Annotated in this window: 21 protein-coding genes; 14 read left to right on the top strand and 7 right to left on the bottom strand. The window is 62.3% G+C overall.

The window, feature by feature from the left end; genetic code table 11:
* The first annotated feature begins 5 nt into the window (after nt 1-5).
* From B3C1_RS02745 to B3C1_RS02735, 3 genes are read left to right on the top strand one after another with little or no spacing between them, the layout of a single operon-like run.
* Nucleotides 6-365 carry a DUF3019 domain-containing protein gene (locus B3C1_RS02745; protein ID WP_008482747.1) on the top strand — a complete coding sequence of 120 codons (360 nt, stop codon included), beginning with the start codon at nt 6-8 and terminating at the stop codon, nt 363-365.
* The gene (locus B3C1_RS02740) at nt 362-1,069 is read left to right on the top strand and encodes a response regulator (protein ID WP_008482746.1); all 708 of its coding nucleotides are present in this window, start codon (nt 362-364) and stop codon (nt 1,067-1,069) included. The genes B3C1_RS02745 and B3C1_RS02740 overlap by 4 nt, the downstream gene beginning before the upstream one ends.
* Nucleotides 1,066-2,253 (top strand): ATP-binding protein, encoded by a 1,188-nt coding sequence (locus B3C1_RS02735; protein ID WP_008482744.1) that lies wholly within the window; start codon nt 1,066-1,068, stop codon nt 2,251-2,253. The genes B3C1_RS02740 and B3C1_RS02735 overlap by 4 nt, the downstream gene beginning before the upstream one ends.
* A 32-nt stretch (nt 2,254-2,285) precedes the next feature.
* Here B3C1_RS02735 and argH read toward each other — a convergent pair whose 3' ends face one another.
* From argH to argC, 5 genes are read right to left on the bottom strand one after another with little or no spacing between them, the layout of a single operon-like run.
* Nucleotides 2,286-4,115, bottom strand: a complete 1,830-nt coding sequence (argH, locus tag B3C1_RS02730) for an argininosuccinate lyase (RefSeq protein WP_008482741.1) — start codon at nt 4,113-4,115, stop codon at nt 2,286-2,288.
* A gap of 1 nt (nt 4,116) precedes the next feature.
* Complete coding sequence (locus tag B3C1_RS02725) at nt 4,117-5,322, bottom strand: argininosuccinate synthase (protein ID WP_008482740.1); 1,206 nt, start codon at nt 5,320-5,322, stop codon at nt 4,117-4,119.
* A 5-nt stretch (nt 5,323-5,327) separates the two neighbouring features.
* The gene (locus tag B3C1_RS02720; RefSeq protein ID WP_008482739.1) at nt 5,328-6,212 is read right to left on the bottom strand and encodes an ornithine carbamoyltransferase; all 885 of its coding nucleotides are present in this window, start codon (nt 6,210-6,212) and stop codon (nt 5,328-5,330) included.
* 7 nt (nt 6,213-6,219) lie between these two features.
* On the bottom strand, nt 6,220-6,966 hold the full coding sequence (gene argB / locus B3C1_RS02715) for an acetylglutamate kinase (RefSeq protein WP_008482738.1): 747 nt from the start codon (nt 6,964-6,966) through the stop codon (nt 6,220-6,222).
* Nucleotides 6,963-7,979 carry an N-acetyl-gamma-glutamyl-phosphate reductase gene (gene argC, locus B3C1_RS02710; protein WP_008482737.1) on the bottom strand — a complete coding sequence of 339 codons (1,017 nt, stop codon included), beginning with the start codon at nt 7,977-7,979 and terminating at the stop codon, nt 6,963-6,965. Before argC ends, argB begins: the two co-directional genes overlap by 4 nt.
* 225 nt (nt 7,980-8,204) lie before the next feature.
* Here argC and argE point away from each other — a divergent pair, with 225 nt between their 5' ends.
* From argE to B3C1_RS20085, 5 genes are all read left to right on the top strand, one after another.
* Nucleotides 8,205-9,347, top strand: coding sequence for an acetylornithine deacetylase (gene argE, locus B3C1_RS02705; protein ID WP_008482736.1), 1,143 nt, complete (start codon nt 8,205-8,207; stop codon nt 9,345-9,347).
* A gap of 36 nt (nt 9,348-9,383) precedes the next feature.
* The gene (locus tag B3C1_RS02700) at nt 9,384-10,136 is read left to right on the top strand and encodes a TerC family protein (protein ID WP_035480918.1); all 753 of its coding nucleotides are present in this window, start codon (nt 9,384-9,386) and stop codon (nt 10,134-10,136) included.
* Nucleotides 10,133-11,050, top strand: a complete 918-nt coding sequence (locus B3C1_RS02695) for a 2-hydroxyacid dehydrogenase (protein ID WP_008482733.1) — start codon at nt 10,133-10,135, stop codon at nt 11,048-11,050. Before B3C1_RS02700 ends, B3C1_RS02695 begins: the two co-directional genes overlap by 4 nt.
* An 11-nt stretch (nt 11,051-11,061) precedes the next feature.
* Complete coding sequence (gene ppc / locus B3C1_RS02690; protein WP_008482732.1) at nt 11,062-13,674, top strand: phosphoenolpyruvate carboxylase; 2,613 nt, start codon at nt 11,062-11,064, stop codon at nt 13,672-13,674.
* Nucleotides 13,675-13,816: 142 nt separating this feature from the next.
* Nucleotides 13,817-13,981 (top strand): hypothetical protein, encoded by a 165-nt coding sequence (locus tag B3C1_RS20085; RefSeq protein ID WP_156804431.1) that lies wholly within the window; start codon nt 13,817-13,819, stop codon nt 13,979-13,981.
* Here B3C1_RS20085 and B3C1_RS02685 read toward each other — a convergent pair.
* Nucleotides 13,963-14,406: a PAS domain S-box protein gene (locus tag B3C1_RS02685; protein ID WP_008482731.1), complete on the bottom strand. Its 444-nt coding sequence runs from the start codon at nt 14,404-14,406 to the stop codon at nt 13,963-13,965. The genes B3C1_RS20085 and B3C1_RS02685 overlap by 19 nt on opposite strands.
* Before the next feature lie 3 nt (nt 14,407-14,409).
* Complete coding sequence (locus tag B3C1_RS02680; protein ID WP_035480916.1) at nt 14,410-15,450, bottom strand: response regulator; 1,041 nt, start codon at nt 15,448-15,450, stop codon at nt 14,410-14,412.
* Nucleotides 15,451-15,696: 246 nt separating this feature from the next.
* Here B3C1_RS02680 and B3C1_RS19225 point away from each other — a divergent pair, with 246 nt between their 5' ends.
* The 6 genes from B3C1_RS19225 to B3C1_RS02650 all read left to right on the top strand — a co-directional run bounded on the left by B3C1_RS19225 (nt 15,697) and on the right by B3C1_RS02650 (nt 22,419).
* The gene (locus tag B3C1_RS19225; protein ID WP_008482729.1) at nt 15,697-16,548 is read left to right on the top strand and encodes a hypothetical protein; all 852 of its coding nucleotides are present in this window, start codon (nt 15,697-15,699) and stop codon (nt 16,546-16,548) included.
* A gap of 4 nt (nt 16,549-16,552) precedes the next feature.
* Complete coding sequence (locus B3C1_RS02670) at nt 16,553-17,650, top strand: WD40 repeat domain-containing protein (protein ID WP_156804430.1); 1,098 nt, start codon at nt 16,553-16,555, stop codon at nt 17,648-17,650.
* A gap of 110 nt (nt 17,651-17,760) precedes the next feature.
* Nucleotides 17,761-18,441, top strand: coding sequence for an LbetaH domain-containing protein (locus tag B3C1_RS02665; protein WP_008482727.1), 681 nt, complete (start codon nt 17,761-17,763; stop codon nt 18,439-18,441).
* Nucleotides 18,442-18,553: 112 nt separating this feature from the next.
* On the top strand, nt 18,554-19,507 hold the full coding sequence (locus B3C1_RS02660) for a hypothetical protein (protein ID WP_008482726.1): 954 nt from the start codon (nt 18,554-18,556) through the stop codon (nt 19,505-19,507).
* A gap of 189 nt (nt 19,508-19,696) precedes the next feature.
* A complete protein-coding gene (locus B3C1_RS02655) occupies nt 19,697-21,868 on the top strand; it encodes a hypothetical protein (protein ID WP_008482725.1) in 2,172 nt (723 codons plus the stop codon).
* 2 nt (nt 21,869-21,870) lie between these two features.
* Nucleotides 21,871-22,419: a toxin-antitoxin system YwqK family antitoxin gene (locus tag B3C1_RS02650; protein WP_008482724.1), complete on the top strand. Its 549-nt coding sequence runs from the start codon at nt 21,871-21,873 to the stop codon at nt 22,417-22,419.

Genomic DNA, 22,419 nt, shown 5'->3' with positions numbered 1-22,419 from the left:
CAACCATGAAGTGGCTCAGTTTCCTTTTCCTGCTTGGCAACACCAGCGTGCCGCCTTCCACCCAGGTGACACTGAGTCCCCATTGGTGCGTGGCGGCACCCGGCGCCAGCAGCTGCCGCACCCAGGTAAGGCTAAGCTGGCAGCTGCCGCAACAGAGCAACCTCTGCCTCTACCTGGGCGAAACAACGCTGCAATGTTGGGAAAAGCAACGCCAAGGACTCTGGCAAGGCACCCTGGAAGCCAGCGCCCCCCTGCAATTGAGGCTGGTGGACGACCAGGGCCAGCCCCTGTGGCAGAGCAGCTGGCAGGTCCTCTTCACCCAACCCGTTAAACGCCGCAACCGTATGCCATGGAGCATCCATTGAACCTCACCAATACCAAGGCCAGGCTACTGCTGGTTGAAGACGACAGAAGGCTGGCCAGGCTGATCCAGCTGTACCTCACCGAGCAGGGCTACTTCGTGCATTGGGAGTCCCACGGCAGCCGGGTTCTGGTCCTGGCCCAAGAACTGCAGCCGGATCTCATCATCTTGGACTTGATGCTGCCGGACACCGACGGTTTCACCCTTTGTCGCCAGTTGGGGGAGCATTACCAGGGCCCTGTGCTGATCCTCTCGGCCCTCGGTAACAGCCGCGACCAGATCCAAGGACTCAACCTGGGCGCCGCTGACTATGTGGTAAAGCCGGTGGAGCCAGAACTGCTCAAGGCCCGCATCGACAACCTGTTGCGTCGCCAGCAACAGCTCACCGCCAAACCATCCAAGCTGCACTTCGGGCAACTGGTGATCAACGGCGACACCCGCACCGTGCAGCTGCAAGAGCTGGAAGTGAACCTCACCAGCAACGAGTTCGCCCTGCTTTGGACCCTGGCAACCCAGGCCGGCAAGGTATTGAGCCGTGACTACCTCTACCAGACCTTGTTGGGTTTTGCCTATGACGGTACAGACCGCAAGCTGGACCAGCGGGTATCGCGGTTGCGCAAGAAGCTCGGGGACGACAGTGACGTACCGACCCGCATCAAGACCATCTGGGGACACGGCTACCTGTTCGCACCCGACTCCTGGTTATGAAACGCCTCTTTTTAAGCCTTTACGGCCTGCTGTTACTGTCATTGCTGCTGCTGGGTTACGGCCTGGACCAGCTTTGGCAGCATTTCAACACCAAGGCCGCCGACGCCACCGCCAGCCAACGCCAGTTGGTGCAGCTGCTGGCCGGTGAGCTGCAACAGCGCCCCCCGGAACAATGGCAGCCCTATCTGGACAGCCATGACATCAAGGCCCAGCTGATAGCCCAGGCGGATCTGAGCCTGGCCGCCCCCTTGAAGGAGGGCCAGATCCTGCCCCTGACCCAAGGCAATCAGGATTTTCTGCTGGCCCCCATCGACGGCAGTTACCTGTTGCTAGGCCCCTTCGAACAAAGGCCGGACGACAACAGCTACGGCTTCGCGGCGCTTTTCTTCATCCTGCTGGGACTCTTGGTGTTGCTGTGGCTCTGGCCCCTGGCCCGCGAGCTACGCGCCCTCAAGCAAGCCGCCCAGGCCGTCGGCAAGGGCTATTGGCAGCGGCGCCTGACCGTTCGCCGGGGCGACTACCTGGCCGACCTGGCCCAAAGCTTCAACCTGATGGCCCAGCGTATCGAGAGCCTGCTGGCCGACCAGGCGCTGATGACCCGCGCCGTCAGCCACGACCTGCGCACGCCCCTGGCCAGGCTGCGCTTCGCCCTGGCCATGAACGGCAAGGGCCCCTACGACCAGAGCATCAAGGAAGAACTGGACTACCTGGAACAGATCATCAATCACTGGAGCCAGTTTCACGAACTGGAGACAGTGGACAGCATCAGCAAAGAAGCCATAACCCTGCGCCCCTTCCTGGCAAAAGTGGTGGGAACGACCCCTCTGTCCTTTATCGAACCCCTACCCCAGACACTGCTGGCCGACCCACATCTGTTGACCCGTTGCCTGCAGAACCTGCTGGAAAACGCCAAGCGCTATGCCAGTAACCAGATCCGCCTGGGTTGGAGCCAAGGTTGCCTATTCGTAGAAGACGATGGCCCAGGGCTAAGTGAAGAAGACAAGGCCAGAGCCACCCAGCTTTTTTACCGGGGCGACAGCGCCCGCAGCCAGGACGAGTCCCCCCGCCTGGGCCTGGGGCTGGCCATGTGCGCCCGCATCATGCACTTGCATGGTGGTGAACTGTTGCTGGGAGACTCCCCCCTGGGCGGGGCTCGCATCAGCCTGCGCTTTCCTGTTCCATAAAAAAACCCCGCCGAGGCGGGGTTTTTAGCAATTCAGAGCCGGTGCTCCATGGCGATTTCGTCGCAGTTGTCCTGGCGCGGGCAGAGCTTGCAGTCCTTCATTACCTTCTCGGGCAGGGTGTCTTTGAAGATCACCTTAAAGCCCTGCTTGTCGAAGAACCCCGCCACCCGGGTCAGCACTATGACGCGCCTGAGCTTGAGGGCCCGGGCTTCGTCCATCAGGGTCTGCACCATGGCCTGGCCCAGGCCTTTACCGTGGGCGGTCTCGTTCAGGCCCAAGGAGCGGATCTCCGCCAGGCCGGTGGAGTAGATATAGAGGCTGGCACAGCCGGCCACCTTGCCGTCCACTTCGGCCACCACAAAGTCCTGAATGGAGTGGATGATGTCCTCCCGGGAACGGGGCAGGTTTTCACCTTCGCCGGCCCAGTGGCCAATCAGCTGCACTATGGCATCCACGTCTTCGAGGTTGGCCCGGCGCACCGCCTTGGCCGCCAGGCGGCCATGGAAGGCCTTGAGGGCTTCCTGCTGGCGCACCAGGGACACGCCACCCTGGGCACAGCGTTTTTCCAGGGCCGCCATCAGGTCCAGAGCTGGATAGACATCGTCGCCAATCAGCTCGGACACCTGCTGCATCTCGGCCAGGGTCAGGGCTTCCAGGGGCAGTTGCTGCTCTATGGCGATACGTACCAGCACCCCCACCATGTGGTGGGCCTCACGGAAGGGAATGCCCTTAGCCACCAGGTAGTCGGCCAGTTCGGTGGCATTGGAATAGCCGCCGGCCGCCGCCTTGGCGCAGGCTTCCTTGTTCACTTCGATGGTGGCCAGCACTTCCCGGGTAAGCAGCAGGCAATCGCTCCAGGTGTCCAGGGCGTCGAAGAGGCCGTTCTTGTCTTCCTGCAGGTCCTTGTTATAGGACAGAGGCAGGGCTTTGACGGTCATGGCAAAACCGGCCATAGCGCCAAAGATACGGCCGCTCTTGCCGCGGATCAGCTCCAGGGCGTCGGGGTTCTTCTTCTGAGGCATCAGGGAAGAGCCGGAACTGACGGTGTCGGAGAACTTCACGAAGCCCGCCTCGCCGGTGCCGAAGAAAATAAGGTCTTCGGCCAGCCGTGACAGATGCAGACCGGAGGTGGAGGCCACCTGCAGCAGTTCCAGCACGAAATCCCGGTCGGAGATGGCATCCAGGCTGTTGCGGGTGGCCCGCTCAAAACCCAGTTCCTTGGCCAGCTTTTCCCGGTCAATGGCGTAGGCGGTACCGGCCAGGGCGCCGCAGCCCAGGGGGCAGACGTTGACCCTCTTGATGGCGTCTTCCAGACGCTCGGCGTCCCGCTCCAGCATCTCGGCATAGGCCATCACCCAGTGCCCGAAGGTCACCGGCTGGGCCCGCTGCAGGTGGGTGTAACCGGGCATCAGGGTGCCGGTTTCCCGGGTGGCCAGCACCGCCATGATCTCCAGAGTCTGGTAGATCTCGGCCAGCAGCTGGCGCGCCGTCTTTCGGCACCAGAGGCGAAAATCGGTGGCCACCTGGTCGTTGCGGGAACGGCCGGTGTGCAGCTTCTTGCCAAGGTCCCCTACTTCGCCAATCAGCCAGGCTTCCACAAAACTGTGGATGTCCTCTTCGCTGCTCGAATGCAGCGGGCTGGGATCGGCGGCCAGCTGGCTGGCCAGTTTGCCAAGGGCGCCTTTGAGGTCCTCGGCTTCGCTCTGGGTCAGTACACCCACGTCGGCCAGGGCACCCGCCCAGGCCTGGGAGCCTTGGATATCCTCGGCCCAGAATCGCCAGTCAACCGGCAAAGAGGCATTGAACCGCGCAAAGGCCTCGCTGGCACCTTGCTCAAAACGACCTCCCCAGAGCGCTGCCATGTTATTTACCCTCGTTCTTCAGCGCTTTGATCCGCGCTGGCAGGCTGTAAAGACGGATAAAGCCGGCGGCATCCTTCTGGTTGTATACCTCGTCGGCACCGAAGGTGGCGAAGGCCTCGGAGAACAGGCTGTGGGGCGACTGGCTGCCCAGCACGGTGGCGCGGCCCTTGTAGAGTTCAACCCGCACCTGGCCGGTCAGTTCCTTGTTGAGGCTCTGTACCCCGGCGACGATGGCTTCGCGCAGGGGGGTAAACCAGCGGCCGTCATAGAGCAGCTGGGCAAATTGCAGGCCCAGGAATTTCAGGTGCTGCGAGCAGACCTTGTCCAGCACCAGGTGTGACAGGGCCTGGTGGGCGGCCAGCAGCACGGTACCGGCCGGGGTTTCGTAGCAGCCACGGGACTTCATGCCCACCAGGCGGTTCTCGACGATGTCGACCCGGCCGACACCGTGGGCGGCCGCCACGCCGTTCAGGCGCTCGATGAGGTTGGCACCGCTCAGCACTTCGCCGTTCAGGGCCACCGGCACGCCGGCTTCAAAGTCGATATCCAGCACTTCGGCTTCGTTGGGGGCTTCTTTGGGATCGACGGTCCAGGCCCAGCAATTGACGCCGGCCGGGGTCCAGGTGTCTTCCAGCTCGCCACCTTCGGTGGAGATGTGCCAGAGGTTAGCGTCGCGGCTGTAGATCTTGGTCAGGCTGGCGCTACAGGGAATGTTGCGCTCGGACAGGTAGTTGAGCAGCTCTTCACGGCTGCGCATGGTCCATTCGCGCCAGGGGGCTATCACTTTCAGGTCCGGGGCCAGGGCGGCAAAGCAGGACTCGAAACGGACCTGATCGTTGCCTTTGCCGGTGCAGCCGTGGGCCAGGGCGTCGGCGCCAACCTTGCGGGCCACCATCACCTGGGCCTTGGCGATCACCGGGCGGGCCACCGAGGTGCCCAGCAGGTAGTCGTCTTCATAGACCGACTCGGCCTGGAGCATGGGCCAGATGTATTCGTTGGCCAGCTCTTCTTTAAGGTCGACGATATGGCACTCGGAGGCGCCGGAGGCCAGGGCCTTGGCTTCCACCCCTTCCAGCTCCTCGGCACCCTGGCCGACGTCGGCCACGAAGGCTACCACTTCGCAGTCATAGTTTTCTTTGAGCCACGGCACTATGGCCGAGGTGTCCAGACCGCCTGAATAGGCCAAAACCACTTTGGATACAGACATTGCGATTAATCCTCTTTAAGAAGCTTCAGATAAACGGCTTTTTGAACGTGCAGGCGGTTCTCGGCCTGGCGCAGCACTATGGATTGCGGACCTTCCAGGACCTCGGCCGTCACTTCCTTGCCGCGGTAGGCAGGCAGGCAGTGCATAAAGGCCTTGGCGCCGGTCTTTTTCATCAGCTCGGCATTGATCTGGTAGGGCAGGAAGGTCTTGAGCACCGTTTCCGGGTCCTTATCGTCACCCATGGAGATCCAAGTATCGGTGTAAATGGCGTCCACCCCTTCGAGGGCAGCCAGATCGTCGGTCACCGGGAAGCCGGTGGCCTCCAGGATGTCGGCGGCCGGCTCACAGCCCTTGGGGGTGACGATCACCATCTCTACCCCCAGCAATTTGGACAGTATCATCAGCGAGTGGGTGACATTATTACCGTCCCCCACGTAGGCCAGTTTGACCCCCTCGAACCTGCCGAACACCTCGTAGAGGCTCAGCATGTCCGCCAGCCCCTGGCAGGGGTGGTAGCGGTCGGACAGGGCATTGATCACCGGCACCGAGCCCTTGTCGGCCAGCTCATCTATGGTGGCCTGGGTAAAGGTGCGGGCAACGATGCAGTCCACCCAGCAGGACAGGTTCTCGGCAAAATCCCGCACCGGCTCACGCTTACCCAGGGCGCCATGGCTCTGGTCCAGGTACACCACCAGGGCCCCCAGTTGCTGGGCACCCAACTCGAAGGTGACCCGAGTGCGCAGGGACGGCTTTTCAAAAATCATCGCCACGGACTTGCCGGCCAGGGCCTGGGCGTAGTCGGCCGGTTTGGCCTTAACGGTGGCAGCCTGTTGCAACAGCGCCTTGAGGTCGCTCTCGGTCCAGTCAAAATCGGTCAGTAAATGTTTCATCTCGTCCTCAGGGTGCGATCAGGGTGCCGAGTTGGGCGTCGTCTATGGCTTTGGGGTCCCGCCAGGAGGCCAGGCGCACGGCGCGGCCCAGTTTTTCGGCGGCAAAGAGGGCGGCGTCCACTTTCACCACCATGCCACCGGTGATCACCCCCTGGCCCTTGAGGGCCTGGATGTCGGAGGCGGTAAGGGAGGCCAACAGCCGGCCCTTGCCGTCCAACACCCCGGACACGTCGCTCAGCAGCACCAGTTCAGCGTCCAGCAGCTCGGCCACCTTGGCCGCCGCTTCGTCGGCATTGATATTCAGAAGCTCCCCTTCCTTGCTGGCGGCAATGGAGCTGACCACCGGCAAAAAGCCCCCTTGCAGCAGCAAGGACAGCAGGGTGTCGGAGCCTTCGGTGAGCACGCCAACAGCGCCCCAGTCGTCACCGGCCGGTTCGGCAAAGGCGATGCCGTCGGCCAGGGCCAGGCCCACGGGTTCGCCGCCCAGGGCTCTGAGCTTGGCCACCAGGCCCTTGTTGATCTCCCCGGCCAAGGTGCCTACCACCAGCGGCAGGCTGGCTTCGCAGGTGATGCGCTTGCCGTTGCGTTTACGGGGTTCGATACCGGCCTGCTTGAGCACCTGGTCGACCCGGTCACCGCCGCCGTGCACCAGCACCAGGGGGCGTTCCTGGCCGGCCAGGGCCTTGAGCAGCTTTTCCAGCACAGGGCCTGCGTCCAGGGCGGCGCCGCCAATCTTGATCACCAGGGGTTTCATAGGGCCTCCCAACCGTAGCCCGGCAGGGGCCGCAGTTTGAAATCGAAGTGAGTATTTATGCACTCAATGGCCTGGCTGGCAGCGCCCTTGAGCAGGTTGTCGATGGCCGAGGCCAGTACCAGCAGGTTGCGGGCCTCGTCCAGCGCCCAGCCGATCTGGGCATAGGGGGTGTTGGCCACGTTCTTGATGGCCGGGGCTTGGCGGCGCAGATCGCCGCTCAGGTGCACCGAAGGGTGCTGGCCATAGCATTGCTGGTAAAGGGCGTCGACCTGGGCCTGGGTAGTGCCGGCTTTTACCGGTACTGTGATAGTGGCCAGAATGCCCCGGTCAAAGGCGCCCAGATGGGGGGTGAACACCAGATCATGGCCCAAGTGCTGGGCGATTTCCGGTTGGTGGCGATGGCCGAGGACGCCGTAAGGGGCCAGGCTCACTTCGCAAAACTGGGTATGGGGCTTGTTGGACTTGCCGGCACCGGACACACCGCTGACGGCGTTGACGATAGGCAGGCCCGCCAGCAGGCCAGCTTCCATCACCGGCTTGAGGGCCAGCAGGGTGGCGGTGGGATAGCAGCCGGGGGCGGCAATCAGCTTGCTGCCCTTGATGGCCTTATCGTTCCAGCCCACCAGGCCGTAAACGGCTTTGGCCAGCAGCTCCTTGGCGGGGTGCTCGAAACCATACCACTGGGGGTAGGCGCCGGCTTCCAGGCGAAAACCGCCGGACAAATCGACAATCAGGGCGTCGCTGTGCTCACGCAGTTGCGGTACCAGTGCGGCAGAGGCTTCATGGGGGGTGGCCAGCAGGATCACCTGGGCATCATGGGCGGCGGCCATAATGGCATCGGGGTGGCCGTCCTGGATCTGCCCGGTAATGCCCAGGGGCAGGGGCTCTCCGGCATTTTTGGAGCCGGCGGAAGCAAAGACATGGGTCAGCTTCAGCTGGGGATGGGTGGTGACCAGCTTGCACAGTTCCTGGCCTGTGTAACCGGCGCCACCGATAATGAGGGTATTTAACATGCAACGGCTCTCTTTCAGGTTGACTTCAAGTCTAGATGAGCAGTTGTGATGCCTGACGCAACTCAGCCTGCTCCCGGGCAGGCACGCCTCCCGGACTCAACGGTGAAGGGTGTAGCGTCGTCGCATCGGGTTAAACATTTTTATTCCTCATATATGGATTTTAATTCATTGCTCGGTAGACTAACCAAACTTAAATTTTAATGCAACACTACTGGGATTTTATTCATGCAAAAACTGCCCTCCCTGCCCCAGATGTTTCACCGCCTGCTGGCGCTGCCGTCGGTGTCGGCCACGGACCCGGCCCTGGATACCGGCAACAAGGCGGTGATAGAGCAGCTGGCCCAATGGTGCGAGAGCCTGGGCTTCAAGGTGACCTTGCAGCCGGTGGGCCACAACAAGTTGAACCTCTGGGCCGAGCTCGGCAGCGGCCCCGGTGGCCTGCTGCTGGCGGGGCATGCCGATACGGTGCCCTTCGACCAGGGCCGCTGGCATAAAAACCCACTGGCCATGACCGAGGCCGACGGCAAGTGGTACGGCCTTGGGGCCACCGACATGAAGGGCTTTTTCGCCCTGGTGCTGGCTGCCCTGGACGGCCTGGATCTGAGCCAGCTCAAGGCGCCGCTGCGGATCGCCGCCACCGCCGACGAGGAAACCACCATGGAAGGGGCCCGCAGGCTAGCCGAAGCCGCCCCCTTCAGCCCGGCCCTGACCCTGGTGGGAGAACCCACCGACCTCAAGCCCATTGGCCGCCACAAGGGCCATATCAGCGCCGGCATCCGCATCACTGGCAAGAGCGGCCATTCCTCCGACCCGGCCGCCGGCCTCAACGCCATGGAACTGATGCACGGGGTCATGGGCCAGCTGCTGACCCTGCGCCAGGAACTCAGTGAACGTTACTGCGACAACCACTTTGCCGTGCCCTACCCGACCCTGAACCTGGGCCATATCCATGGCGGTGACAACGCCAACCGCATCTGCGGTTGCTGCGAACTGCACATCGACATGCGCCCGCTGCCCGGCATGAGCATCCCGGAGCTGGAAGGTCTGTTGCAGGAAAAGCTGTCAAATGTAGAAAAAGCACATCCTGGTGCCCTGCAATGGCAGCATCTCCATGCTCCCTGCCCGGCCTTTGTCAGCCCCCAGGGCCCCTTGCAGGATGAGATCAGCCAGCTGCTGGCCGCGCCGGTGGAAGCGGCCAACTACGCCACCGAAGCCCCCTTCTTTGCCAGCCTGGGCGGCGAAGTGCTGGTGCTGGGCCCAGGTTCCATCCGCCAGGCCCACCAGCCCGACGAATACCTGGCCATGGATCAGATAAATCCGGCCCAGCAGCTTATCCAAGGCATGGTCAAGCGACTCTGTCTCACGTAACATTGGGAAAACGTTGTCATTTAACAACAGGATTACATGATGGAATGGTTAACCGATCCCAGCGCCTGGGCTGCCTTGGCAACCCTGACCCTGCTGGAGATCGTGCTGGGTGTGGACAACATCATCTTTATTTCTGTCCTGGTCGGCCGCCTGCCCCAGCAGCAACGGCAGAAGGCGCGGCTGATTGGCCTGGGCCTGGCCATGGGGACCCGCATCCTGCTGCTGTTGTCCCTGGCCTGGGTGATGGGGCTGACCGCCCCCTGGTTCAGCATCGGCGACTTTGCGGTCACCGGCCGCGACAGCATCCTGATCCTCGGCGGCCTCTTTCTTATCTGGAAAAGCACCCACGAGATCCACAACAGCCTGGAAGGGGAAGAGGACGGCCACAGCGCCCCCAAGTCCGCCGCCTTTGCCGCCACCCTGGTGCAAATCGCCCTTATTGATATCGTCTTTTCTCTGGACTCGGTGATCACCGCCGTCGGCCTGGCCGACCATGTGCAGGTGATGATCACCGCCATAGTGCTGTCGGTGCTGGTGATGATGGTGTTCGCCAAGGCCATTGGCGACTTTGTCGACCGCCACCCCACCATCAAGATGCTGGCCCTGTCCTTCCTGATCCTGGTGGGCTTTACCCTGACCGGTGAGGGCTTCGGTCTGCATATCCCCAAAGGCTATGTCTACTTCGCCATGGCCTTCTCGTTGGGGGTGGAGTTTTTGAACCTGCGGGCCCGCAAGAACAAGGCCCAGGCCATACAGCTGCGCAAGCGCCAGCCCGGTGAGGGTGCATGAGCCTGGCCATCATCATGCCTGAGCGCAACGGCCAGGGCCTGGCCGAGCGGCTCTGGGCCCTGGACGCAGACCTGGACATCCAGATCTGGCCGCAGCTGGAGCGGCCAGAGGACGTGCGCTTCGCGGTGTGCTGGGCGCCCCCGGCCGGGGCTTTGCAGTCGTTGCCGCAACTGGACGTGGTGCAAAGCCTGGGGGCCGGGGTCGACGGCCTGGCCCAGCAGATACCAATTGGGGTCAGGCTATGCCGCACCGTCAGCCCGTCCCTCAAGTCCGATATGCGCGACTATGTGCTGCTCAGCATCCTCGCCGAACAGCGCCAGTGGGACGCCATGGCCAAAGACCAGGCCAAGCACCATTGGCAGCCCCGCCATTACCGGCGCGGCGGCACCGTCGGCATCATGGGCCTGGGTGAGCTGGGGCAGGCGGTGGCCAGCGGCCTGGCCGCCCTGGGTTTTACATTGAAAGGCTGGAGCCGCACCCCCAAGGAGCTGGACGGGGTGCAATGTTTTGACGGGCCAGCGCAGCTGGGCGCCTTCCTCGGCGAGCTGGACTACCTGGTTTGCCTGCTGCCCTTGACCGACCAGACCCGGGGCCTGATGGACAGGGACTTTTTCCAGCGCCTGGGCAAGGCCCCTTATTTGATCCATGCCGGCCGCGGCCCACAACTGGTGGAGAGCGACCTGCTGGCGGCCCTGGACAACCAATGGCTGCGAGGCGCCTGCCTGGATGTGTTCCACCAGGAACCCCTGCCGGCAGGCCATCCTTTCTGGGCCCATCCCCGCATCCGAATCACCCCCCATTGCGCCAGTGTCACCAGCGGTAAGGAGTTGGCCAAGGCGGTTTATCACAACTATCTGGCGATGCGCCAAGGTTTGGCGCTCAATCACCTGGTGGACACCACCCAGGAATACTAAGGAGGAATCTGATGGCTGATCAGTACGGTGCCCTAAAGCGGCAAGTCCACATGCTCGGAGACATGCTGGGCCAGACCATAGCCCACGACCAGGGGGATGCCTGCCTGGACCGTATCGAAGCCATACGCCAGCTGGCCAAGGCCGCCCGCTTCGGCGACAGAGCCCGCCGCGACCAGCTGCTGGCCATGCTCACCAGCCTGCCCGACGACGAACTGGTACCGGTGGCCCGCGCCTTCAACCAGTTTTTGAACCTGGCCAATATCGCCGAGCAGCACTACAGCCTGGCCCACAACATGGACAATGCCAGCCGCCGCCTCGACAGCCTCTTGGACGGCCTGACCCCGGAGCAAAAGGCCAAACTGCCCAAGGTGCTGGAGGAAATGGACATCGAGCTGGTGCTCACCGCCCACCCCACCGAGGTGACCCGCCGCACCCTGATCGTCAAATACGATGAAATCGCCCACTGCCTGGAACGGCTGGACAACCCCAGCCTTGGCACCGGCGACCAGCAAAAATGGCAGGACCGGCTGCGCCAGCTCATCGCCCAGGCCTGGCATACCAACGAGATCCGCCGCGACCGGCCTACCCCGGTAGACGAAGCCAAATGGGGCTTTGCCACAGTCGAAAACGCCCTCTGGGAAGCGGTGCCCGACTTTGTCCGCCAGTTCAACGCCAAGCTGGGCCAGTTCGACCTGGCCCTGCCCTGGCAGAAAAGCCCGGTACGCTTTGCCTCCTGGATGGGGGGCGACCGGGACGGCAACCCCAATGTCACCGCCAAGGTCACCGAAAGGGTGATGCTGCTGTCCCGCTGGACGGCGGCAGACCTGTTCCTGCGGGACCTCAATCCCCTGATCTCCGAGCTGTCCATGAACAGGGCCAACGCCGAAGTCATGGCCATGGGCGACCACAGCGACGAGCCCTACCGGGTGGCCCTTCGCAAAATTCGCCGCAGGCTGCGCAACACCCTGGCCTACATCGAGGCCACTCTACGCGGCGAGCCGGCGGATGACGAAGACCTGCTCTGGCATGACCAGGATTTCCTCCAGCCCCTGCAGGCGGTGCACCGCAGCCTCTACGAATGCCAGATGGAGCAGATCGCCGACGGCCCGCTTTTGGACATGATCATCCGCCTGCGCTGCTTCGGCCTTAACCTTATTCGCCTGGATATCCGCCAAGATTCCGGCCGCCACGCCGAAGCCATAGACGAAGTCACCCAGTACCTGGGACTGGGCTCCTACCAGGACTGGGACGAGGCCAAACGCCAGCAGTTCCTGCTGGCCGAGCTCAATTCCAAAAGGCCCCTTATCCCCCATAACTGGCAGCCCAGCGCCGACACCCAGGAGGTGCTGGACACCTTCGCGGTGGTGGCCCGCCAGCCCAAGGAAGCCCTGGGCATTTACATCATCTCCATGGCGTCCCAGCCGTCGGACGTGTTGGCGGTGGCGCTCTTTTTCAAGGAAGCGGGCATGCAATGGCCCATGCCCATAGCGCCGCTCTTTGAAACCCTGGACGATTTGAACAACGCCGCCGACGTGATTTCGGCGCTGCTGGACCTGCCCTGGTACCGGGATTACGCCAACAACCACCAGGAGGTGATGATTGGCTATTCCGATTCAGCCAAGGACGCCGGGGTCATGGCCGCCGCCTGGGCCCAATACCGGGCCCAGGAAGCCCTGGTCAATATCGGCCGTGACAGGGGCATCAGCCTGCGCCTCTTCCACGGCAGGGGCGGCACCATTGGGCGGGGCGGCGGCCCGGCCCAGGGCGCCATCCTGTCCCAGCCTCCCGGCTCCGTGGACGGCGGCCTGAGGGTGACCGAGCAAGGGGAGATGATCCGCTTCAAGTTCGGCCAGCCGGCCATCGCCGTCAACAGCCTGATGATCTACACCACGGCGGTGCTGGAAGCGCGTTTGCAGCCGCCGCCACAGCCAGAACCGGCCTGGCGCGACCTGATGGACGGCCTGGCCAGCGACGCCTGCGACGCCTACCGGGCCGTGGTCCGTGGCCACCCGGATTTTGTGCCCTATTTCCGCGCCGCCACCCCGGAACAGGAACTGGCCAGCCTGCCCCTTGGCAGCCGGCCGTCCAAGCGCCGCCCCAACGGCGGGGTGGAGTCTTTGCGGGCCATTCCCTGGATCTTCTCCTGGACCCAGAACCGGCTGATGCTGCCGGCCTGGCTGGGGGCCGGCCAGGCCCTGCGCAAGGTGTTGGAAGATGGCCGCCAGCAGCAGCTGGAGACCCTCTACCAGCGCTGGCCCTTCTTCAAGGCGCGGCTGGACATGCTGGAAATGGTCTACATGAAGACCGACTCGGAGCTGTCCGCCTATTACGACCAGCGCCTGGTGCCGGAAAACCTCTGGCCCCTGGGTAAGCAGCTGCGGGCCATGCTCCATGAGGGCATCCACACCCTGCTGACCCTGTCCAAGGAGGAGTACCTGATGGACCAGGACCCCTGGTTGCAGGAGTCCATCAGGCTGCGTAACCCCTACACCGATCCCCTCAACATCCTGCAGGCCGAGCTGCTGCGCCGGGCCAGGGCCAGCGGTGAAGTGCCGGAACCGGTCAAGCAGGCGCTGATGGTGACCATGGCCGGTATTGCCGCCGGTATGCGCAATACCGGTTAAGCCAGGTCGTTGCCAGTCAGGGCCGCTAATGTAGCAGGCCCTGACTTGGCAATGTCTCAAGGAAAGAGGGCGATCCGCCCTTGCGTGAAAAAGATTAATGCTTGATTATTAAAGCGTTGTTGAAATGAGGAATGGATTCCCCATGGCTAAGATCGCCTTTACCCACAGGGCCCAGGACGGGCTGACTCATCCAGGCCCAGGCCAGGCCAAAAAGCGCCAGGCGCCCCCTTCCCTCTGGGTTACCCTGTTATTCGGCATCTGCCTGTTCACCGGCTTTGCGGCTTTCCTTTATTTTTTGACCGCCTGAGTGCGGGCCATGACGATGTCGGTCATGTCGTAGATCAGCACCGCCATGTGCGTCACCTCGCCGGTCAGGCCGGTAATGGGAAACAGGGTCACGTTCTGGTACATCTGCTCGGCCGTGCCGGTAATGGGCCTGTAGTTACCGAATTTCAGCAAATAGGGGCGCTGTTCCCAGGTCACAAAGGCCCGGCTTTTGAGGGTGAAGACCATGGCCGCCTTGCGCTCGAACCAGGGCCTGTCCAGCTCCGGGAAGATGTCGAACAGCTCCCGGCCCCTAACCTGGCTAGGTAGCAGGCCGGAGTGGTTCTCCATAAAGCCGTTCCAGGTCTGCACCTGATAATCCCTATCCAGCACCATCATGCCCACGTCGACGTTTTGCAGCAGTTCCACCAGCCAGTGGACTTCATTGATTTCGGCAAGGGGGTCCATGGCTTACTCCAACAGGTGGGCAATTTTGTTGTTGAGGGTGGGGATGGACGACTCGGACAGCAACAGCAGCAGGTCGAAAGACAGCTGGTACCCCTCCAGGCCGTAGCTGATCTCCACCGCCAAAATGCGTTTCCAAGGCTTGGCGTGGCGAAGCAGCTCCCCAAGGTCCCGGTGCAGCCCCAGCACCACAGGATGGCCCTGGCAAAAACGCACGTCCAACTGTTCGGCAATGCCGGTCAAACAGGCGCTGACCAGCACATTGGCGATGTCGCTGAGCAGCTCCACATCACTGGCGTCCGAGCGCTCCCCCTGGTATTTGAGCAGCTGGGCCAATTCCGCCATGTCGGCGTCATTGAGCAGCAGCAGCGCCTCACCGGCCAAGCCCGGGCCCACAAAGCCCTGGCAAATGGCCGAAACCCGGTCGGACAGGGCCGCCTGCAGGGCCATTTGCAGCTCTCCCAGTTCCAGGAGATCCACCTTGGGAATGGGCAGTTTGACGAAGATATCCAGCATCTGGGCCAGCAGGGCGCCGGCCTGGCCCATGGCCACGTTTACCACTTCCTGGTAGGCGTCCCGGTACTGGGGGCTGAGCTGGCCGGCCTGCAGCGGCGGCGCCGCTTCGCTGGCCTTTGCAGCAACTGGGGGCTGCGGTTGCGGGGCCGCTTGGGCGTCCTTGGGCTGGTAAAGGCCGGTGGCCAGCAGCGCTTCGTTAAGGGCCGCCGGGTCCATGGGCTTTTTGATAAAGCGCAGGGCGCCGAGCTTTTGCACCCGCCGGTGGGCTTCGGCCTGGATATCCCCGGACACCACGATCACCGGCATCTGGATATTGGCGCGCTTGAGCACTTCCAGCACCTGGTAGCCGTCCACCTCCGGCATGTTCAGGTCCAAGAACATCAGGTGCGGCAGGTCACTTCGCACCAGTTGCAGGCCTTCGCGGCCGTCTTTGGCGAAGATAATTTCCAGATCCCAATCCTTGGGCAGGGAACGGGCCATCTGTTTGCGGGCCATTCCCGAATCATCACAAATAAGGACTCTGGTGGTCATAGGGATACCAGCGGGTGTTGATACCGCAAAGCCTAGAGAGGAAGTGGCTGTTTCGCAAAGGAAGAAAGGCCAAAATGCCTACCAGAGCAGGCCACTGCTGTGCAACTGGCGACAACTTGGCCGTGGTCCAACCAAGGCCCTGCTACACCAGGCGCTAAATGAGGAAAAGGCGAAACTTTTTTCGCCATTGCGTCATATAGCCCCTTTGGTTATTTTGTGCCCTTTGCGTAACAGGGAGTGTTACAGATGACGGTAGAAGGCATACTCGCCAACTTCATGCAGCAGCAAGGACCGCTGGTGTTCAAATGCGCCCAATCCCGGGCTCACCTGGCCAACCAGATCCGCGACAGGGTCAAATCCCCTTGGACTATCCGTCAAAGGGCGGCCAGCCTCTGTGGTCCCGTGGTCTTCATGCAATGCCTGGCCCAAAAGCACCCCGCCGCCTACGCCCAGTTCGTGGTGGATATGGCCAGCAAGGGGGAAGCCAGCCTGGGCCGGCTCAAGGTCAAACCCAGCAAGGCCTGCCGTGACTGGTTGGCCAACCCCAACGACTGGGGTCCGCCAGCCAGCGCCGACTGGATAGCCCTGGCCAGCCTGCGGGACTCGTCCAATACCTTCTTCGCTTATGACGAAGCCTCCGATCAGTTCGCCGGCATCACCCTGCCGTCAAGATTGCGCAACTGGTTTCGCCAGACCGGCCTGTACAGTGAAGTAGAAGAGAGCACCAACCTGCTGTTCGATAAAAGCATGAAGAATTTCTTCGAAGCGGTCAGCGCCAAGAAAGCCGGCAAGCAGGTTTGCCTCTTTATCGGCGCCCGCTTGCTGCAACCGGCCGGCAACCCCAAGAAAGGCAAGTTTCCCGCCGACCACTGGGTGATCATGCCCAGCGAAACCAAGATCCTCCTGGGCGGCAAACCCATAGGGACTGTGGTGACCAACCTGCAGGACCCGGAAAACCGCAAGGCCCTCAAGGCCATGACCCTGACCTTTGACGTCCAGACCTGGGGCGACCCCGCCATGGCCGTGGACCAGGGCCGCAAGGGCCTGACCCTGGAGGACTTCCTGGACTTTTATTACGGCTACATCAGCATCAGGTAATCCCATGGCAAATTGGCTTCTTCCCTTCGCATTGCTACTGCCCGGCCTGGCCTGGGGCCAATGGCAACCCCTGGCCCAATCGGCCCAAAGTCCGGTCCACGATGCCGGCTTTGCCTTGCAGGAGCGGCAGCTGTTGGTACCTCAAGACGGCCGCCTCGAAGTGATAGATCTCAACACGGGTGCAGCCAGCCAGTTCAGTCTTGGCAGCAGCGAGGACGACAAGCTGCCGACCTTGCGCCAACTGTTGGCGCCCTTTAAGGACGGCTGGCTGCTGGACAACAGCAATGGCTACCAGGCCTGGAACGCCGACCTGACCCAACCCCAGGGCGAACTGCCCATCAAATGCCGGGACCCACAGCTGCTGCGCCAGTCCCCCAGCCAACGCTTTATCGGCTGCGGCGACCAGGTGCGGGATCTCAAGGCCCAGCAGAACCATCAAACCCTGGGCATAGGCCCCGGTAGCTATTCCCAGAGCCTGTTTGTCGGCGATCTGGCCTATGTGGCCCTGGCCCAGCCCTACCGGGAAGACAGCAACCAGGTGCAGGTATTGAACCTGGCGGACTTCTCCAGCAAGGCGCTGCTCAGCGGTAAGGAAAGCCTCTTTATCGCCGCGCCTAGCGTGGGAGACTTCCTGGCCGTGGCCGTTAAAGGCGGTTTTCTACAACAAGACCAGGTGCGGATTTTCCAGGTGCCCGGCTTGGCCGAAGGACAGCGTATCAAGGGCCAAGTCAAAGGCCTGGCGGTCTCCCCCCAGGGTCGCTACCTGCTGGTGGCCCAGGATAAAAAGTTGCGCCGTTTCCTGCGCCAGGAGGGCGGCACTTTTGAGGAATTGCCGGCGCTGGCGGTAGCGGTGGCGCCACAAAGCCGCCAGTCCCCCCAGGGCAGGGCCGAGAGCAACAGCCTGGCTTTTATGGACGACGACAGGGTACTGCTGGTGACCCAGCAAGGTGCCTTGCAAGCCTGGGACCTGGCCTCGGGGACTTTGCTGGATGAAGGACAACCCCACCCCGGAACCCCCTGGCGACTGCAATGGACCCCCACAGGTTTTGCCGCCCTGCAATGGCAGGACGGTAGCCTTGAGGTCTTCAAGCAAACCCCTTGAGGTTTCACCCGCCCCTGTGACGGGTCGCCTGGTCTTTATGTCATACTCGAAGCGGGCAAGGTCGCACCTTGCCCGCTTCTTTGCCCTCATCAGCAACCAAGGTCACCAAGATGATCATCAGCATCGGCCAGGACAAGCTGTTCGCCCTGCTCTGTAACCAGCTGCGCCACAACTTCCTGCTGGACCAGCAGGAGCTGGCGCCATTACAAGAAGCGGTTTCAAGGGCCCTGCCCAGGGCCGAGCGCTGTTTTGGCGGTATCAGCAACAAATACTACCGGGACGACGAAGGCAGGGGGCTCTTCAACCCCTACCATTCCGGGCAGTACGGCATCTTCCTGTATTTCTTGGCCCAGGAGGCCCTGGCCCTTGGCCAGCGCAGCCTGGCTGACCGGCTCTATTATCTCAACAAGATGCTCAACGCCTTCGACCTCTACTACGAGACAGCCCTGCCAGAGGTGTTTTTTATGGAGCACCCTGTAGGGTCGGTAATGGGCCGGGCTCGTTACGGCAACCACCTGGTGATCCAGCAGAACTGCACGGTGGGCGGTAATGGCGGCATCTACCCCACCCTGGGGGACTTTGTCTGGTTGTTCGCCAACGCCACAGTGGTGGGCAACAGCACCCTTGGTAACAACGTTTTTGTTTCCGCCAACAGCTACATCAAGGACCAGGATATTCCCGACAACAGCCTGGTCTTCGGCAGCTCCCCCAACCTGGTGATCAAGCAAAAGCCCAGCGACTATTTTCACCGGCTTAGCCCCTTTTTCGCCCACCGGGGCGCAGACGCCTAACTCAAGGCCGGCCTGCAGGTCGGCCTCATTTCATTTAAACTCCCTGCCTTTTGCGACGACTAGTCCTAGCAAAGCACCGCCAGGAACGGCCTGGTTAACGACAGGAGTCAGGATGTTTGCACAACTAAAAGACGTGTTTTGGGGGCCTTCCCAGTCCCTGGATCGCAGCCGCTTTTTTCTCGGGGTCATGCTGCTGCTGACCTTGCAGCTCAGTCCCTGGTTCTTTTTCGCCAATCAAAGCTTCAACTTTGCCCTGATCAGCCAGGCCTTCGACAAAGAGAGCAGCATCGGCTTCTACCTGACCAACTTCCTGATGTCGGGCCTGATCAGCGGCTCCACCCTTTTGGGGCCCATGGTACTGCTGGCAGGTTACGGCCTGCTGGCCTGGCGTACCGTACCCAAACCCCTGGTAGCCCCTGTGGCCATCGCCCTGTGCCTGCCTGGGGAAATGCTGCTCCCTTTTAGCAGCCTGGCCTTCGAGTACGACGCCGCCAAGCTGATGCTGCTCTTTAGCCCCCTTATGGCTACCGCCCTGGTGCTTTGGCTGCTGAGCCTGGTGCTGGTGGCCTGTACCCGCCCCAGCCTGAAGGAGAGCCAGCCAGACCATCCTTACCTGGCCATGGCCACCACGGCGCCGGCCAGTCTCTGGCGCCAGTTGTCAGTGTTTGCTTACCTGAAAAGACAGATTTTAGCGCAGTTGGCCTTGGGCCTGCTGCTTGGCACCCTGATGGCGGTGCAGGCTTACCGCTACAGGCCTTTTTACCAGCCGTCCTGGGTGGAATTGACCCTGGCCTTGCTGGTAGTGGTGACTTTCCTCTACCTGCACTGGCTGGCCTACCGGCGCTTGGTCAATACCGGCCTGCCCCGCTGGCCGCTGATCGTTGGCTACTTTGGGTCCCTGGTGGTGTTGTCGGCCTGCATCCTGGTGTTCGACATTCCTGTGGTCAAGGACATGCCCTGGTTCCTCTACGGCTGCTACCGGGTGGGTAACCTGCTGATGTGGGCCCTGTTGGCCCTGAACCTGGTGCTGCTGTTAAAGCCAGCCCCACAGCCCAAAGCGGCCTAGGGGCCCTGGCCGCCTTGCCTAGCGCTGTGGGTAAGGCGGCCAAAAACTCAGCTTGTGTCTTACCAGCGCCGCTTTCTATTCCTGATGGATATCAGTTAGATAGCCCGGTTATCATAAGCAACAGGCACCAGCTGTCGCCGCTGGCAAGGCCAGGAAGCCTTGCCCCTAGCCCAAGATCATGGACCCCTAATGACCTATTTCCCCCGCCTTGCCCTACCCGCCCTGGCCCTGCTGCTGGCCGGCTGTAATGACGACCTGCACTATGACCCAAGCCCAGGTGACGAGCGCAGCTACCAGGTAATGACCAGCACTACCCTGGAAGCCGACGGCCGCCGCCAAACGTCGATGAGCACCAAGGCCCTGGTCCGTTACCGGGTGACCGAGACCGGCAAAGCGCTGGGATTTGACGTCTACAACGACTACCTGGCCATTCGGGACCCAAGGCAACGCTTCAGCAGCGCCACGCCGGACCATGACAGCGACAAAATGCGCCAGTTGATGGCGGCGGGTTTCAGCTTCAAGGTGGACAGCCAAAACGGCCAACTGCTGCACTTTGAAGGCAAAGACACCGAACAGTGGCAAGCCCTGTTGGACGAGGCCGGCCCCGGCCTGCTGACCCAGATGCGTCAGGGACTGACGGCGCCGATACTGCCCCAGCGGATACCGGCCAAGGTGGGTGCCCAGATACAGCTGCCGGAATTTAACGCCCTGCAGGCGACCCTCCAGGTGGAAGCCGTCACCGGCGACAGCTTGAGCGCCTCGGTGCAGGGCCAAGATGAACAAAGCCACCAAAAGCTCTTTGGGCGCCTGCGCTTTGACCGGGATTCGGGGGCGCTGGAGGCCATGGCATTGGTTATCCAAAAACCCTTCCAGTACATGCGCACCCAAGGCACCCTCAGGACCCTGATGGTGGTGCTGCCCAAGGACGCCGACCCCTTCAGCCTTGAGCAGAACTTTGACGACCAAGAGCTCCTGTTCTTCCCCATCATGGCTGCGCCGCCTGCGGTGCAGGCCGATCGCGACTGGTCACAGGTCTTTGAAACAGGCTATTTCAGCCAGGAAGACGGCATCTTTACCCTGCATTACCCCTATCCCCAGCCTTTCTCCGCCCTGGGCAAGACAGTGCGCTTTAGCGGCGAAATGACCTTCGATAAGGACAACCAGCTGTACATGCTGCCCATGTGGCAGCAAAACAGCTACAGCTGGAATCTCGGTCAGGACAGGGTCAGCCATATGGTCGAGTTGGCACCCCTGGGCTGGCCCAGCCAGGAACAGCTGGACCGGATAGGTTCCTTTATGGCCACGGCCCATTATCAACCCCAACAGCTGCACAGCCACACCCTGGCCTGGCAGCCGGGCCAGACCATGGCCTTTGACCTGGCCGGCCAGCACGTCACCCTCACCCCGGACCTGGGTGCCGCCCATCAATACCGGGTGGTTGCCAGCGGCAAGGGCACGGGGCGCCTGCTGCCCTTCGTTGAGGGGATGGAAGGTGACTTTGCCGACCTGTCCGCCGCCAACCCTGGCCCGGATTGGCTTAGCCCCCTGGAAACCGAGGCTATGGCCATGCTGACCGGTGACAACAGCCAGGGTTACCTGTTCCGCCTGACCCAGGAGCCCAAAGAGGTCACCTTCTATGTCCTGGATGAAGGCAAGGAAGAGGCCGAAAAAACCCTGACCTTCCTCCCCCTGGAGCAATACCTGGCCAATCCGGAGCTGCCCCCCTTGGGCGACGGTGGTTTTACGCCCTACGAACAGGCACCGGCAACGGTGGTGGATCTGAACAAGCTGGCGCCCCAGTTCGACAAGGGCCAAGGCCTGACCCTGACCCTGCCCAGGGACTGGCTGTCGGTCTGCACTGTGGCCCTGACCAAAGGCTTTGAGGAGAACGGCCAGCCGGTTACCTGGCACCAGCAACCGCTTTCCTACTTTGACGACCCCAAGGGGGATGCCCTGCTGTTCCTGGCCACCCAGGACAAGGAGCGCCGCTATTTCTACGACAAGGAAGTGACCACGGCCCTGGATTGCCCAGGAAGGCCAGACTGGCAAGCCCTTGCCTTACCCCAAGCTCCCCATCGGCCTTGGCTTATCCCCACAGCCGCCCTTGGCGAATGGGACCCTAACTGGACCCTGGCCCAGTTCCAGCAGCATTACCGCGTTGTTGGCGGCTCAGGAGAGCTGCTGACCCTGCTGGATGCCAGCGGCAAGGTGCCGGCCGAGGACCAGTCCCTGGCCTCGGTGCTGATCGAAGGCCAGCTGCGCCTGAACGGCATACCCACCCGCCTGGAACAACGGGTTTTCAGCGGTGAGCCCCTGCACCGCAGCTGGACCAGCCGGTTCCCGCCATTGCCCAAGGAGTAGTCATGAAACCCTTGCTTGTCGCCTTGGCCCTGCTGGCCTTCGCTGCCAACGCCGATGTGACCTGGCTGGACGAAGGTTTCGGCCAGACCCCATACCGGGACGAGGCCCTTTACTACCAGGCCGCCCCCTTTGAGCAGGTGGGGGACTATTGGCAGCTGACCCTCTACCACCTGGCCACCGACCAGAAGGCCTTCGAAGGGCGCTTTGCCCGCCCCGAGCTGTCCATGGCCGCCGTGCTGGGGCCTTATCGCTACTACTACCCCAACGGCCAGCTGCGGGTGGCCGGCAACCAGAACGCCGATGGCCACTTCGAGGGGCTGTTTCGCTTTTACGATCCCGAGGGCCGGCTGCAAAGCGAAGGCCTCTACCAAGGTGGGGTCTTGCGCCAGAACAGCCGCTATTACCCAGGCGGCCAGCGCCAGCGCCTTGAGCACTTCGACGCCGAGGGGCGCCTGGACGGCCTGGCGCAGCGCTGGGCAGCGGATGGGCGCCTGCTAGAGGCAATCATCTACCAGGGCGGCAACCCCGCCGGTAGCCAAGGAAAGGACTGA

Origin of the sequence: Gallaecimonas xiamenensis 3-C-1, assembly GCF_000299915.1 — a bacterium.
Classification (GTDB): Bacteria; Pseudomonadota; Gammaproteobacteria; order Enterobacterales; family Gallaecimonadaceae; genus Gallaecimonas; species Gallaecimonas xiamenensis.
This window is presented reverse-complemented; position numbering and strand designations above follow the sequence as displayed.